Annotated in this window: 13 protein-coding genes; 6 read left to right on the top strand and 7 right to left on the bottom strand. The window is 70.2% G+C overall.

What is annotated here, in order from left to right:
- The 6 genes from MFF07_RS10465 to MFF07_RS10490 form a co-directional block, all read right to left on the bottom strand.
- The coding region (locus tag MFF07_RS10465; RefSeq protein WP_238231860.1) for a diaminopimelate decarboxylase family protein at positions 1 to 816 on the bottom strand (816 nt) is incomplete at its 3' end.
- A 252-nt stretch (positions 817 to 1,068) separates the two neighbouring features.
- On the bottom strand, positions 1,069 to 1,449 hold the full coding sequence (locus MFF07_RS10470) for a hypothetical protein (RefSeq protein WP_238231861.1): 381 nt from the start codon (positions 1,447 to 1,449) through the stop codon (positions 1,069 to 1,071).
- Between the two features lie 109 nt (positions 1,450 to 1,558).
- Positions 1,559 to 1,819, bottom strand: a complete 261-nt coding sequence (locus MFF07_RS10475; protein ID WP_147821701.1) for a 3',5'-cyclic-nucleotide phosphodiesterase — start codon at positions 1,817 to 1,819, stop codon at positions 1,559 to 1,561.
- Positions 1,820 to 2,029: 210 nt separating this feature from the next.
- The gene (locus tag MFF07_RS10480; RefSeq protein ID WP_238231862.1) at positions 2,030 to 2,866 is read right to left on the bottom strand and encodes a hypothetical protein; all 837 of its coding nucleotides are present in this window, start codon (positions 2,864 to 2,866) and stop codon (positions 2,030 to 2,032) included.
- A gap of 176 nt (positions 2,867 to 3,042) precedes the next feature.
- A complete protein-coding gene (locus MFF07_RS10485; RefSeq protein WP_147821807.1) occupies positions 3,043 to 3,654 on the bottom strand; it encodes a DUF1134 domain-containing protein in 612 nt (203 codons plus the stop codon).
- 87 nt (positions 3,655 to 3,741) lie between these two features.
- Positions 3,742 to 4,674: a 3'(2'),5'-bisphosphate nucleotidase CysQ family protein gene (locus MFF07_RS10490; protein WP_238231864.1), complete on the bottom strand. Its 933-nt coding sequence runs from the start codon at positions 4,672 to 4,674 to the stop codon at positions 3,742 to 3,744.
- 178 nt (positions 4,675 to 4,852) lie between these two features.
- Between MFF07_RS10490 and chpT the strand changes: the two genes are divergently transcribed.
- Positions 4,853 to 5,584 (top strand): histidine phosphotransferase ChpT, encoded by a 732-nt coding sequence (gene chpT / locus MFF07_RS10495; RefSeq protein WP_147816802.1) that lies wholly within the window; start codon positions 4,853 to 4,855, stop codon positions 5,582 to 5,584.
- 76 nt (positions 5,585 to 5,660) lie between these two features.
- Here chpT and MFF07_RS10500 read toward each other — a convergent pair whose 3' ends face one another.
- Positions 5,661 to 6,251, bottom strand: a complete 591-nt coding sequence (locus tag MFF07_RS10500; protein WP_147816801.1) for a PilZ domain-containing protein — start codon at positions 6,249 to 6,251, stop codon at positions 5,661 to 5,663.
- Positions 6,252 to 6,541: 290 nt separating this feature from the next.
- On the opposite strand from MFF07_RS10500, the gene MFF07_RS10505 reads away from it, so the two are divergent.
- From MFF07_RS10505 to MFF07_RS10525, 5 genes are all read left to right on the top strand, one after another.
- Positions 6,542 to 9,244, top strand: a complete 2,703-nt coding sequence (locus MFF07_RS10505; protein ID WP_147816800.1) for a hybrid sensor histidine kinase/response regulator — start codon at positions 6,542 to 6,544, stop codon at positions 9,242 to 9,244.
- A 26-nt stretch (positions 9,245 to 9,270) separates the two neighbouring features.
- On the top strand, positions 9,271 to 9,753 hold the full coding sequence (locus MFF07_RS10510) for a chemotaxis protein CheW (protein ID WP_147816799.1): 483 nt from the start codon (positions 9,271 to 9,273) through the stop codon (positions 9,751 to 9,753).
- Between the two features lie 30 nt (positions 9,754 to 9,783).
- Positions 9,784 to 10,167, top strand: coding sequence for a response regulator (locus MFF07_RS10515; protein WP_147816798.1), 384 nt, complete (start codon positions 9,784 to 9,786; stop codon positions 10,165 to 10,167).
- A 104-nt stretch (positions 10,168 to 10,271) separates the two neighbouring features.
- Positions 10,272 to 11,420 (top strand): protein-glutamate methylesterase/protein-glutamine glutaminase, encoded by a 1,149-nt coding sequence (locus MFF07_RS10520; protein ID WP_147816797.1) that lies wholly within the window; start codon positions 10,272 to 10,274, stop codon positions 11,418 to 11,420.
- Positions 11,417 to 12,271, top strand: a complete 855-nt coding sequence (locus MFF07_RS10525) for a CheR family methyltransferase (RefSeq protein ID WP_147816796.1) — start codon at positions 11,417 to 11,419, stop codon at positions 12,269 to 12,271. The genes MFF07_RS10520 and MFF07_RS10525 overlap by 4 nt, the downstream gene beginning before the upstream one ends.
- Positions 12,272 to 12,292: the final 21 nt, after the last annotated feature.

The raw sequence follows: 12,292 nt of genomic DNA on the forward strand, positions 1-12,292 counted from the left end.
CGGCTTGAGGCCGAGCGGCTGGAAATGAGGGCGCAGCACCGCGGCCAGAGCCGTCGGGTCCGGCGGGGTGGTGTTGTCCTCGCGATAGGGGATGCCGAGGCCGCCGCCGAAATCGATGTGCTTCAGGCCGTGGCCGTCGCTCATCAGGTCGCGGGCGAGACCCGAGAGCCGGGCGCCGGCCCGGTCGAACGGCGCGAGATCGGTGATCTGCGAGCCGATATGCATGTCGACGCCGTGGACGGCGAGACCGGGCAAGGTTGCGGCGCGGGCATAGACCGCGCGGGCGCGGTCGATCGGGATGCCGAACTTGTTCTCGGATTTGCCGGTGGCAATCTTGGCATGCGTCAGCGCGTCGACGTCGGGGTTTACCCGGATCGAGACCGGTGCGTCCCGGCCGACCGACACCGCCACCTCGGACAACGCTTCGAGCTCGGGCTCGCTCTCGACGTTGAAGCAGAAGATGCCGGCCCGCAAAGCCGCGGCCATCTCCTCGCGGGTCTTGCCGACGCCGGAGAACACGATCCTGTCCGCCGGGACGCCCGCGGCCAACGCCCGGCGCAGCTCGCCCTCGGAGACGATGTCCATGCCGGCCCCGAGCCGCGCCAGGGTCGCCAGCACCGCCTGGTTCGAATTCGCCTTCACCGCGAAGCAGGTGAGGGCGTCGTCGCCGGCAAATGCCTCGGAGAACACCGTGTAGTGCCGCTCCAACGTGGCCGAGGCGTAGCAATAGAACGGCGTGCCGACCTCGTCCGCCAGCGCGGTCAGGTCGACGTCTTCGGCGTGGAGGCGCCCGTCACGGTAGCGGAAATGATGCATGGGGGCTCTTTAACAGAACGGACGGCATGCGGGAGCAGGCTGCCACGGCGAACCCTCTCCACTCTGCGGGCGACGGCCTCGGCGGATCCGATCCGACGCCGTTCGCTACTCTTTGGCTCCCAATCCACCCTGAGGTGCCGGAGCGAAGCGGAGGCCTCGAAGGGCGAGGCCGGGGGTCGGGCGCGGAGCTTCAGGCGCGACCCATAGCAACGGCCCTTCCGAAAACCGGCGGCCGCGTCCCGAACCGACGCTCTAGAGAATCGGATCGAGGATGAACGGCCCCTTCGGGATGGTGAAACCCCGCTTGGCGCCCTTGTTGGTCTGGACGGGGGCGCTGTCGATCCCGGCGGGGGTGGCCGAGAGCGGAAGCTCGTCGCCATCGCGGACGGCGTCCGCATCCGGGGCGGCACCGCCCGAGGCGACGCCGACGCTGTTGGGGAGCGAGCGGGCGGAAGCCGGGGCCGAGGTCGCGCGGCTCGACTCGCGCGTGGCGCCATTCGGCGGTTCGAGCTTGCCGCGGCGGCCGCAGCCGCCGGCGGCGAGGGCGACCATGACGAGGCAGATGCCGAGCGTCATCAAGCGCTTGGGCGCAGCTCTTGAAGTGAGTTCGAGGCGATCGGGGCGGGCGTGCATCGACGAGTCCGGCATTTCGGCGGTCTCAGCTTAGCCGTTCGCGGCCCGGGATGCGAGCGCACCGGCGCAACAGCGCGCCGGCACGCGTCTTTGGCAAGGTGGAATGAGCTTACCGGCCGCCCTTGGTGCCGGACGGCGCGTAGGCGTTGATCGCGCGGCGGCAATTCTCGGAGATCTTGGAGAAATTGCGCTTGAAGCAGGCGTCGGTGGCCGGATCGTCGGGGGAGAGGTTGCCGCAATAGGAGAGGTAATCGCCGGTGCAGTACTTTTTCAGGGTCTCGTTGCCCCGCTTCGAATCGACCGCCTGGGCGGAGGCCGCGACGGCGAGGCCGGCCAGGGCGAGGATGAACGGCTTCAGGGTCAAGGCCATGGGTCGACTCGATGGTGGGTGGGAAAGGGAGCCGGCGTCGGATGGCCGCCCGCCGTGTTGGAAACGCGGCGCGGGCAGGGCCATCGCGTGACGACGCCGTTCGGTGAGCGCGGACTTATTGTGCCGGGCGTGCCTCCGCAAGCGTGGCGGCACACCTTGGAGGACGCCGTCCGGCGCGCGAAGGGTCCCGCCCGGGACGAAGCCGAGGGATCAGGAGCGGGCGGCGGCCGGCATCGGGAAGCTCGCGACAGAAGGAAGGCGGTCGCGCTGAGTCAGGGCGTCGGCGACCTCGGTGATGCGCGCCCGCAGATCCGCGTCGTCGCGCTCGCTCGGCACGGCCCCATTGCCGTGGCGGTGGGACAGGGCCTTGGCGAGGGCATCCTCGGCGACGCGCAGGCTCGCGGCGAGGGTGTCGCGCTCGGCGACGACGGCAGCGTGGCGGGCGCGGACCTCGTCGAGGGAGGCGGCGAGCGCGGCCGTCCCCGCGGCTTTCGCGCTGTCGGGGGCGGTTTCCGGCGCCTCGCGAAACGCCTCGGCGCGGGAGAGGGCGTCCTTGAGGTCGGTGCGGACGGCGTCGCGCTCGCGGCGCACGGTCTTGAGATCGACGAGGATCTCGCGGTGGGCGTTCTCCAGCGCGGTCAGCGCCGCGAGGCCGGCGGCGCCGTCGGCGCGGGCGGAGCCGAGGTCGCGGTCGAGCCCGGCGATGCGGGCATGCGCCTCCTCGATCTCGACCTTGCGGCCGCCGAGGGCGGCGTCGCGACCCTCGACCTCGCGCTGCAGGGCGGCGATTTCGAGGAGCTTGGCGCCGACGGTCTCCATGTCGGTGTGGCGGCCGGAGCGCGCGGCCTCGACCTTGCGCTCCATGCGCCGCTCGGCGACGGCGAACTCGGCGCGCAGGGCATCGCGCTCGGCGGCGATCTCCTGCATCGACAGCGGAAACAGGCCGTCGATCCGCCTGCGGGCGAGACGGGCCGCGCGCCGGTTCAGCACCGGCAGCATCAGGAGCGCGGCCAGGCTTGCCAGGAGGAAGCCGAGCGCGAAGCTCATCACGGTCTCGATCACGCCGACGGACCCATGCGTGAAACCTCGGGGACGCGTGCCGGAAAAACGGCACCGTCAGCGTGTATGGCGCGTTCTGGCCGGCTTCAAGGCAGTCCCGTGCCGCACACGGCATGCATCCCGGCGAACGACGGGACTATCGATGGCAGCATCGGGACGGGCGCTCAGAAGGGGTTCCAGGTCGGCCGGCTCGTAAACTTGAGGTAGCCGATGTTGATGCCGAGCCGGGCGCCGACGCCGGTGCGGATAGGAACCACCACGATTCCGTCGTTGGTCACCGCCGTCATGCCGAAACCGCCGACGAAATAGGCCGATCCGTCGACCCCGCCGAAGCGCTGGTAGAGGTCCGGCAGGCCGGGCAGATTGTAGACCAGCATCATGGTGCGGTCGCCGTCGCCGCCCATGTCGAAGCCGATCGACGGCCCCTGCCAGTAGATCCGGCGGTTGCCGGCGTTGCGGGTGTAGAGGGTGCCCTCGCCGTAACGCAGCCCGCCGACGATGGCGCCGGAGGCCTCCTGGCCCAGGATGTAGCCGTTCGGCTGGCCCCAGCGTTTCGTCGCCTCCTCGATGGTGAGCGCCAAGCCCTTGGAAACGCTGCCGAAGAACTTGTGGCCGTTGTCGACGACCTCCGCCGGCCGGAACGATTCGGGCCGGCCGGAATCCTCCCGCGCCACCGCCTCGCGCCCGGGCAGCAGCAGGGCCGCGGGCGCTGCGAGCAGGGCCGGAATCACGGCGCGGCGTGACAGGGTCTGGTGGGGCGCCTTCTTCGTCGACATCGCGATCCTCCTCGCGCGGGGTCCGCGCCGAATTCCTCGATTCGCGGCAGTATGGCCCGTTCACGGCAAGACAAGGTTAACGCGGCGTCACGATCGTGCGGCGGAATCGTCCGGCGTCGCCTCTCCCGCGCGGCGGCGCTCGCGGTAGCTCGCCGTGCAGCGCTCCGGCAGCGCCACGGCCGGCGCCTGCCCGCACTCACCGAAGGCGGCGAAGGGGCCGTTGCGGTAGAGCCGCGAACGGTGACCATAGGTAAGCCGCTCCCCGTCCGGCCCGACCACGCAGCCGCCCGCCACGGCGAGGATGTGGTCGCCGGCGGCGGTATCCCACTCCATCGTCGGCACGCAGCGCACGTAGACGTCGGCCTCGCCCGCCGCGAGCAGCCCGAACTTCAGCGCCGAGGAGGCCACCCGCCGCAGGGCGATCGGCAGTCCGTCGAGGCAGGTATCCGTGGCGCGGTCGCCGTGCATCCGGCTGACCAGCGCGACGAGCCCGTCGCGCGGCGGCGCGCGCACCGCGATCGGGCGCGGCTCGCCGGGCCGCCCGTTGCGGATCGGCGCCTCGACGGCCGTGGTGCCGGCATACCAGACCCGGAACAGCCCCGGCGCCGCGAGGGCCGCGGCAATCGGCCGGTCGTTCCAGATCAGGCCGATATTAACGCTGTATTCGGGCACGCCGGCCAGAAAGTCGCGGGTGCCGTCGAGGGGATCGACCAGGAAGAACAGCTCCGCCGTCGCGGCCTCGCAGCTGTTCTCCTCGGCGATGACCGGGATGCCGGGCCAGCGCTGGGTCAGCGCCGCGACGATGAACTCTTCCGAGCGGGCGTCGGCGAGGCTGGCCGGCGAGCCGTCGGGCTTGAGCTTATGGGGGCAGTCGCCACCATGGTAGCCGCGCAGAATCTCGCCGGCCCCGCAGGCGATCTCGGCGAGGCCCGCCGCGATGGCGTCGCGCACCGGCCCGGACACGGGCGCGGTCAGGCGAGGGCGGGACGCGGGACGCGGTTGTGAGGCGGAAGCGCTCATCCCTGCGGTCATGCCCCGAAGGCCGGCGCTTGTCGACACACCTCGTCGCGAAGTACCGGCGCTTTTCAAAGCAGGCAACGGTGTCTATCGGTGCCGGAGCACGCACGCCGCGGCCCGCTGCACCGATCCCGGCGCACCCGCAGCGGACGTGCAACAGAACCCATCGCGGAGCCGCTCCATGGCCAGCCTCACCCTCGACGCCCTCGATCTCTCGGCGCTGCTGTGCTCGCGGGTCTGCCACGACCTGATCAGCCCGGTCGGCGCGATCAACAACGGGCTCGAGGTGCTGGAGGACGACAACGACCCGTCGATGCGCGAATTCGCCCTCGACCTGATCCGCAAGAGCGCGCGCACCGCCTCGGCCCGCGTCCAGTTCGCCCGCATCGCCTTCGGCGCCTCGGGCTCGGCCGGCGCGGCGATCGACCTCGCCGACGCCGAGAAGCTGACGCGCAACATGTTCGCGGAGGAGAAGCCGGACATCGCCTGGAGCGCGCCGGTGGCGCTGTTTCCGAAGAACAAGGTCAAGCTTCTGCTGAATCTCGTGGTGATCTCCAACACCGCGATTCCGCGCGGCGGCCTGATCGACGTGAAGGTCACCGGCGACGGCGACGCACCCGAAATCGTGATCGTGGCCAAGGGCTCGCATGCCCGCATTCCGCCCCATGCCGAGGAGCTGATCGCCGGCACGCCCGAGGCCGGCTCGGTCGATTCCCACGGGATCCTCGCCTACTACGCCGGCCTCGTCGCCCGCGCCGCCGCGATGACGGTGACGTTCTCGATCGAGGGCGACGCGGTCACGATCCGCGCCGTGCCGACCGAGGCCGCCGTGGAGCCGGCCCCGGCGAACGCCCCGACGTCCGAGGATGACCGGCCCTCCGACAGCGAGCCCTCGGATACGGCGCTCGCGTAGGGCGAGCCATACGTCGTTCCGTGTGCCGTAGGGCGGCAGCGGAACGACGACGCCAAGCCAGACCGTGCAATGACCGTTACAGCACCACCTGTTCGTTGAACGTCTCGGCGCTGAACGGCAGCCGGAAGGTGACGCCGATGCCGTCGTCCTTGTGGCGGATGACGGTGGCGTAGCGCTTGCCGACGGTGACCACGGCGCCGATGCTCGGCTTGTCGGCGAGCACGAGGCCGGCTCCCGTCATCGACAGGTCGGCGATCTCGGCGTCGAGGGAGCGGCCATCCGGCCATTTCACCGTGGTGCGGCAGTGCCTGGGCACGATGCGGGTGCCGACGCGACGGTCTGAGAGACCGTCGACATGCTCGCGCAGCCAGGTCAGGCGCGCCTCGATCCGTGCCTGACGGCCGGCATTCACCTCGACGCCGACGACGAAGCCGTTCTCGGTGAGTTCGCGGATGCTGCCGGCGATCAGGCCGATGCCGTCGACGTAGCAGATCGCCTCGCGGCCGATATCGGCGGCGGAGGCGAGGTAGTCGCAGGTCACCTCGGCCGTCTCGCTATCGGGGAGGTGGACGACGCAGGCGAACTCCCTGTCCTCGCCGATCGTGCAGCGCCCGGACAAGGTGACCAGATCGACGGTCGCCGAAGGCAAAGGTCCGAAAGCAAGCATGGCGCAGTCCCGCATGGCCGATATAACGGTCAAGTCGTGATCGCCGACGCAGTTGCATCTTCTACGTGCGTCAAGAAAATCGACGTTCATTCATGGTGACCGGCACGTTAACAAGACTTTTAAGGATTGATCCACAGCCGGATCGCACGAGATCCGGATCGCGCGAAATCTTGCCAAGATGACCAGAGACAGGACGACCGCGGGCAGAGGACTGCAACGGTTCCCTAACCCAATTGCGGCAGGCTCCTGATTGCACGGCATGTGCCTGCGCCTTGACCGAGTATTGGACGATGGACGATCTGCTTCGCGAATTTCTGACCGAGAGCGCAGAGCATCTCGATACCGTCGACGCGGAGTTGGTGAAGTTCGAACAGGACCCCAACAACCAGCCGATCCTCCGCAACATCTTCCGCTTGGTTCACACGATCAAGGGAACCTGCGGATTTCTCGGGCTGCCGCGGCTCGAAGCCCTGGCCCACGCGGCCGAAAACCTCATGGGCCGTTATCGCGACGGCCTTCCGGTCAGCTCGGCGTCGGTCAGCCTGATCCTGGCGACCCTCGATCGCCTCAAGGCGATCCTGGCCGATCTCGAAGCCGGCGGCACCGAGCCCGCGGGGTCGGATGCGGACCTGATCGAGGCCCTCGACGCCATGTCCCAGGAGCCGGCCGCGGCGGCTGTGCCCGTGTCCGCCCCGCTGGTGGTCCAGGCGCTCCAGCGCGAGCTCAAGCCCGGTGAGGTCTCGCTGGACGATCTCGAGCGCGCCTTCATGGAGGCCGAGGGTCCCGACGAGCTGCCGCCGCTCGCCCCGCTCGCTCCCGTGGCCGAAGCGCCCGCTGCCGTGGTGGCGGCTCCTCCGGTTCCCGCTGCCGCGACGGCCCCGGCTCCAGCCGCGCCCGCCGCCGCCGCCGAGGCGAAGCCGGTCGAGATGACCCCCGAGGCCGAGGCGGCCGCGCAGAAGAACCGCACGATCCGGGTCAACGTCGAGACCCTCGAGCACCTGATGACCATGGTCTCGGAACTGGTGCTGACGCGCAACCAGCTCCTTGAGATCGCCCGCCGCCACGAGGATTCGAGCTACAAGGTCCCGCTGCAGCGCCTCTCACACGTCACCGCCGAACTTCAGGACGGCGTGATGAAGACCCGCATGCAGCCGGTCGGCAACGCCTGGCAGAAGCTGCCGCGCGTGGTGCGCGACCTCTCGGCAGAACTGTCGAAGGGCATCGATCTGGTGATGCTCGGCGCCGAGACCGAGCTCGACCGGCAGGTGCTCGAACTCATCAAGGACCCGCTGACGCACATGGTCCGCAACTCGGCCGATCACGGCATCGAGTCGACGGGCGAGCGCATCCGGGCCGGCAAGCCGGCCGGCGGCACCATCCGCCTCTCCGCCTATCACGAGGGCGGCACCATCTCGATCGAGATCGCCGACGACGGCCGCGGCCTCGACCTCGCCGCCATCCGGCGCAAGGCGGTGGATCGCGGCATCGCCAGCCAGGCCGACGTCGAGCGCATGAGCGATTCCGACGTGGCGAAGTTCATCTTCCACGCCGGCTTCTCCACGGCGCAGACCGTGACCTCGGTGTCGGGCCGCGGCGTCGGCATGGACGTCGTCAAGACAAACATCGAGTCGATCGGCGGCATGATCGATATCGCCACCCAGCGTGGCCAAGGCACCACCTTCACCATCAAGATCCCGCTGACCCTCGCCATCATCTCGGCGCTCATCGTCGAGGCGAGCGGCCAGCGCTACGCGGTGCCGCAGATCGCCGTGCTCGAACTCGTGCGGATCGAAGCCGAGGGCACCAACCGGGTCGAGCACATCAACGGCGCTCCGGTGCTGCGCCTGCGCGAACGCCTACTGCCGATCACCTCGCTCGCCGGCGTCATGCAGGCCGACGCCGCCGTCGGCGACGCGCCGATCTCCGGCTTCGTCGTGGTCGCCCAGGTCGGGCGCCAGCGCTTCGGCATCCTCGTCGACGAGGTCTTCCATACGGAAGAGATCGTCGTGAAGCCGATGTCCTCCAAGCTGCGGCACATCCCGCTGTTTGCCGGCAACACCATCCTCGGCGACGGCGCCGTGGTTCTGATCGTCGATCCCAACGGCATCGCCCGCAAGGTCGGGCAGGGTGCCGTGTCCAGCGATAGCGCGACGCAGGTCGACGAGGCGGCCGAGGCCGCCTTGGACAAGGCGACGCTGCTCGTCTTCAAGGGCGGCGGCAGCTTCAAGGCGGTGCCGCTCTCCCTCGTCACCCGCATCGAGGAGATCGATGCGAGCAAGATCGAGTGGCTCGCGGGCCGTCCGCTGATCCAGTACCGCGGCAAGCTGATGCCGCTGGTGCCGGCCGACCCGGCCATCCAGATCCGCTCGCAGGGCATGCAGGCGCTCGTGGTGTTCTCCGACGGCGACCGCGCGATGGGCCTCGTGGTCGACGAGATCGTCGACATCGTCGAGGATCACCTGAACGTCGAGATCGTCGCCGAGCGCTCCGACCTGATCGGGTCGGCGGTACTGCGCGGCCGGGCCACCGACATCGTCGACGTCGCCCACTTCCTGCCGCTCGCCTACGACGACTGGGCGCGCGGGCCGCGCGCCGCCAAGGCCAAGAACCCGACCTTGCTGCTCGTCGACGACTCGGCCTTCTTCCGCAACCTGCTCACGCCGGTGCTCAAGGCCGCCGGATACGACGTCGCCACGGCGGCGGGCGCCGACGAGGCCATCGCCCGGCTCAAGGCCGATCCGGAGATCAGCGTCGTCGTGGCCGACCTGGAGATGCCGGGCCGCAGCGGCTTCGACCTCGTCGCCGAGATGCGCAAGGGCGGTGGCCGGATCTCGGCCCTGCCGGTGATCGCGCTCTCGGGCGCGATCGGACCCGACTCCGTCACCCGCGCCCGCACGCTCGCCATCAGCGACCTCGTGGCCAAGTTCGACCGCAGCGGCCTCGTCGCGGCGCTCGCCGACCTCGACGCTGCGCCCCTCGACCAGGCCGCCTGATCCCCATGTCCACCGGAACCGCTCCCATGCAGGCCGCCAACACCAACGCCTCCGAGGCCGCCGTCACGGCGGGCCCCCGCGAATACGTCACCGTCCTCGTCGGCGACGCCATGTTCGGACTGGCCATCGAGCGCGTCCACGACGTGTTCGTGCCGACCGGCATCACCGGAGTGCCCCTGGCGCCGCGCGAGATCGTCGGCCTGATCAACCTGCGCGGCCGTGTCGTCACGGCGCTCTGCCTGCGCCGCCGCCTCGGCCTGCCCGACCGTGCGCCGGGCGCCGCGTGCATGGCGATCGGCCTGGAACAGGGCGCCGAGACCTTCGCCCTCGTCACCGACGGCGTCGGCGAGGTGCTGAAGCTCGGCGCGGAGACCTCAGAGCCGGTACCGATCAACCTCGACGCCCGCTGGCGCAACCTCGCCAGCGGCGTCCACCGGCTCAACGGGCGCCTGCTGGTGATCCTCGACATCGGCGCGCTGCTCGCCTTCGGCGAAGCGCTCGCGGCCTGACACCCTCATGATTCCAGACAGAGACCCGACATGAGAACCGCTCTGATCGTCGACGATTCCGCCGTCATCCGGAAGGTGGCCCGGCGCATTCTCGAGACCGCGAATCTCCAGGTCTCCGATGCCGAGGACGGCGAGACCGCCCTCGCGCTCTGCATGGCCGAGATGCCGGACGTGATCCTGCTCGATTGGACCATGCCGAAGATGGACGGCTACGAGTTCCTCAAGGCCTTGCGCGCCTCGCCCGGGGGCGGCCAACCCAAGGTGCTGTTCTGCACCACCGAGAACGACGTCGGCGCCATCGCCCGCGCCCTCCACGGCGGCGCCGACGAATACATCATGAAGCCCTTCGACCGGGACATCCTGATGACCAAACTCGAACAGGTCGGGCTCGGCCGAGAGGCACACGCCGCCTGAGGCCGCAAGGCCGAGATCTGCCGCCCCGATCCCGCGCCGGCCGTCTCCGGCTTGCAGGTCCGTCGCCCCCGACTCCCTCGATCCTGCCTGGAAGCGCCCATCCCATGCCGGCCGCCCTCGCCGCCACTCCCCATTCCGGTCCGGCCTCGGCCGCATCCGCGCCGATCCGCGTCCTGATCGCAGACGATTCGGCCGTGGTGCGCGGCCTCGTCGCGCGCTGGCTGGCGGAGGCCGGCTTTGAGGTCGTCGCCACCGCCTCGAACGGCCGCATCGCCCTCGACGCGCTGACGCGCCATGATCCCGACGTCGTACTTCTCGACATCGACATGCCGGAACTCGACGGCACGCAGGCGCTGCCGCTGATGCTGGCGCGCGTCCCCGGCCTCCAGATCGTGATGATGTCGACGCTGACGCAGCGCAACGCCGACATCTCCCTGAAATGCCTGGCGCTCGGCGCCGTCGACTACCTGCCGAAGCCCGAGAGCGGCCGGGGCGTCACCACCTCCGACGCCTTCCGCAGCGACCTGATCGAGCGGGTGCGGCTGTTCGGCGGCAAGCGCACGCGACGCGCGTCGTCGATCCCCACGAGCCTCGGTGCCACGCCGCTCGCGGCGCCGGCCGCACGCGCGGCCACGCCGATCGTGCTGCGGCAGAAACCACGAACGACGGTCGCCCCGCGCTGTCTCCTGATCGGCGCGTCCACGGGCGGCCCACGCGCTGTCGGAGACGTGCTGGAGAAGATCGGCGCCGCGACCCTGCGCAGCGTGCCCGTCCTGATCGTCCAGCACATGCCGCCGGTCTTCACCGCGGTCTTCGCCGAGCATCTCGGCGCCCGCGTCGGATTGCCGGCGGCCGAAGCGAAGGCGGACGAGCGCCTGCAAGCCGGCCGGATCTACGTGGCTCCGGGTGGCCGCCATATGGGCCTCGCCCGCGGCGAGCCGGTGATCCGGCTCGACGACGGGCCGGTGGTGAACTTCTGCCGGCCGGCCGTCGACGTGATGTTCTTCGATGCGGCGGCCGTGTTCGGGGCGGCGACCCTGAGCGTCGTGCTCACCGGCATGGGCGCCGACGGCACCGCCGGAGCCCGCGCCCTCGTCGAGGCCGGCGGCACCCTGCTGGCGCAGGACGAGGCCACGAGTACGGTCTGGGGCATGCCGGGCAGCATCGCCAAGGCCGGCCTCGCCCACGGCGTTCTGCCGCTGCCCGAGATCGGGCCGGCCCTCAAGGCGCACCTCATGGGGCAGGGACGATGAGCGACGTCGCCTTCGATTTCCTGCGGGTCTACCTCAAGGAGCGCTCGGGCCTCGCGCTGGGCCCCGAGAAACTCTACCTCATCGAGAGCCGCCTCGGCCCGGTCTGCCGCCGCTTCGGCCTCGCGAGCCTCGCCGACCTCTGCACGGCGCTGCGGATGCACCGTGCCGGAGTCGAGCAGGCGGTGGTGGAGGCGATGACCACCAACGAGACCTTCTTCTTCCGCGACCGCGTGCCGTTCGACATGTTCCGCGACGTGCTGCTGCCGCGCGCGATCACGGCCCGCGCCGGGACCCGGCGCCTGCGCATCTGGAGCGCCGCCTCGTCGAGCGGCCAGGAGCCGTACTCCCTGGCCATGCTGCTGCGCGAGGCCGCACCGCGGCTCGCCGGCTGGCATGTCGAGATCGTCGCCACCGACCTCTCGACGGAGATGCTGGAGAAGGCCAAGGCCGGCCTCTACAGCCATTTCGAGGTGCAGCGCGGCCTGCCGGCGCAGCTCCTCGTCAAGCACTTCACGCAGGTCGGAGACCGCTGGCGGATCGATCCGGGCCTCGGCGGCATGATCGATTTCCGTCAGCTCAACCTGCTGCAGCCCTTCGACCAGCTCGGCGCGTTCGACATCGTCTTCTGCCGCAACGTGCTGATCTATTTCGACATGGCGACGAAGAGCGACGTGCTGCACCGGATCGCGAAATCGCTCGCGCCCGACGGTGCCGTGCTGCTCGGCGCGGCCGAGACCGTGATCGGCCTCACCGACGCGCTCGTGCCGGACGGAGGCCATCGCGGGCTCTATCGCAAGGGCGTGGTGGCGAGCCCGGCGTTCCAGGCGGCCCCTCTGCGGGCGGCCGTCTGATACCGCCTCCGGTCGATCGGA

The sequence above is a fragment of the Methylobacterium thuringiense genome (assembly GCF_022179645.1).
Classification (GTDB): domain Bacteria; phylum Pseudomonadota; class Alphaproteobacteria; order Rhizobiales; family Beijerinckiaceae; genus Methylobacterium; species Methylobacterium thuringiense.

Bases quoted from the DNA above. Each gene is read 5' to 3' on its own strand.
- MFF07_RS10470 (WP_238231861.1), bottom strand. From the start codon at position 1,449: ATGCACGCCCGCCCCGATCGCCTCGAACTCACTTCAAGAGCTGCGCCC.
- MFF07_RS10475 (WP_147821701.1), bottom strand. From the start codon at position 1,819: ATGGCCTTGACCCTGAAGCCGTTCATCCTCGCCCTGGCCGGCCTCGCC.
- MFF07_RS10480 (WP_238231862.1), bottom strand. From the start codon at position 2,866: ATGAGCTTCGCGCTCGGCTTCCTCCTGGCAAGCCTGGCCGCGCTCCTG.
- MFF07_RS10485 (WP_147821807.1), bottom strand. From the start codon at position 3,654: ATGTCGACGAAGAAGGCGCCCCACCAGACCCTGTCACGCCGCGCCGTG.
- MFF07_RS10490 (WP_238231864.1), bottom strand. From the start codon at position 4,674: ATGAGCGCTTCCGCCTCACAACCGCGTCCCGCGTCCCGCCCTCGCCTG.
- chpT (WP_147816802.1), top strand. From the start codon at position 4,853: ATGGCCAGCCTCACCCTCGACGCCCTCGATCTCTCGGCGCTGCTGTGC.
- MFF07_RS10500 (WP_147816801.1), bottom strand. From the start codon at position 6,251: ATGCTTGCTTTCGGACCTTTGCCTTCGGCGACCGTCGATCTGGTCACC.
- MFF07_RS10505 (WP_147816800.1), top strand. From the start codon at position 6,542: ATGGACGATCTGCTTCGCGAATTTCTGACCGAGAGCGCAGAGCATCTC.
- MFF07_RS10510 (WP_147816799.1), top strand. From the start codon at position 9,271: ATGCAGGCCGCCAACACCAACGCCTCCGAGGCCGCCGTCACGGCGGGC.
- MFF07_RS10515 (WP_147816798.1), top strand. From the start codon at position 9,784: ATGAGAACCGCTCTGATCGTCGACGATTCCGCCGTCATCCGGAAGGTG.
- MFF07_RS10520 (WP_147816797.1), top strand. From the start codon at position 10,272: ATGCCGGCCGCCCTCGCCGCCACTCCCCATTCCGGTCCGGCCTCGGCC.
- MFF07_RS10525 (WP_147816796.1), top strand. From the start codon at position 11,417: ATGAGCGACGTCGCCTTCGATTTCCTGCGGGTCTACCTCAAGGAGCGC.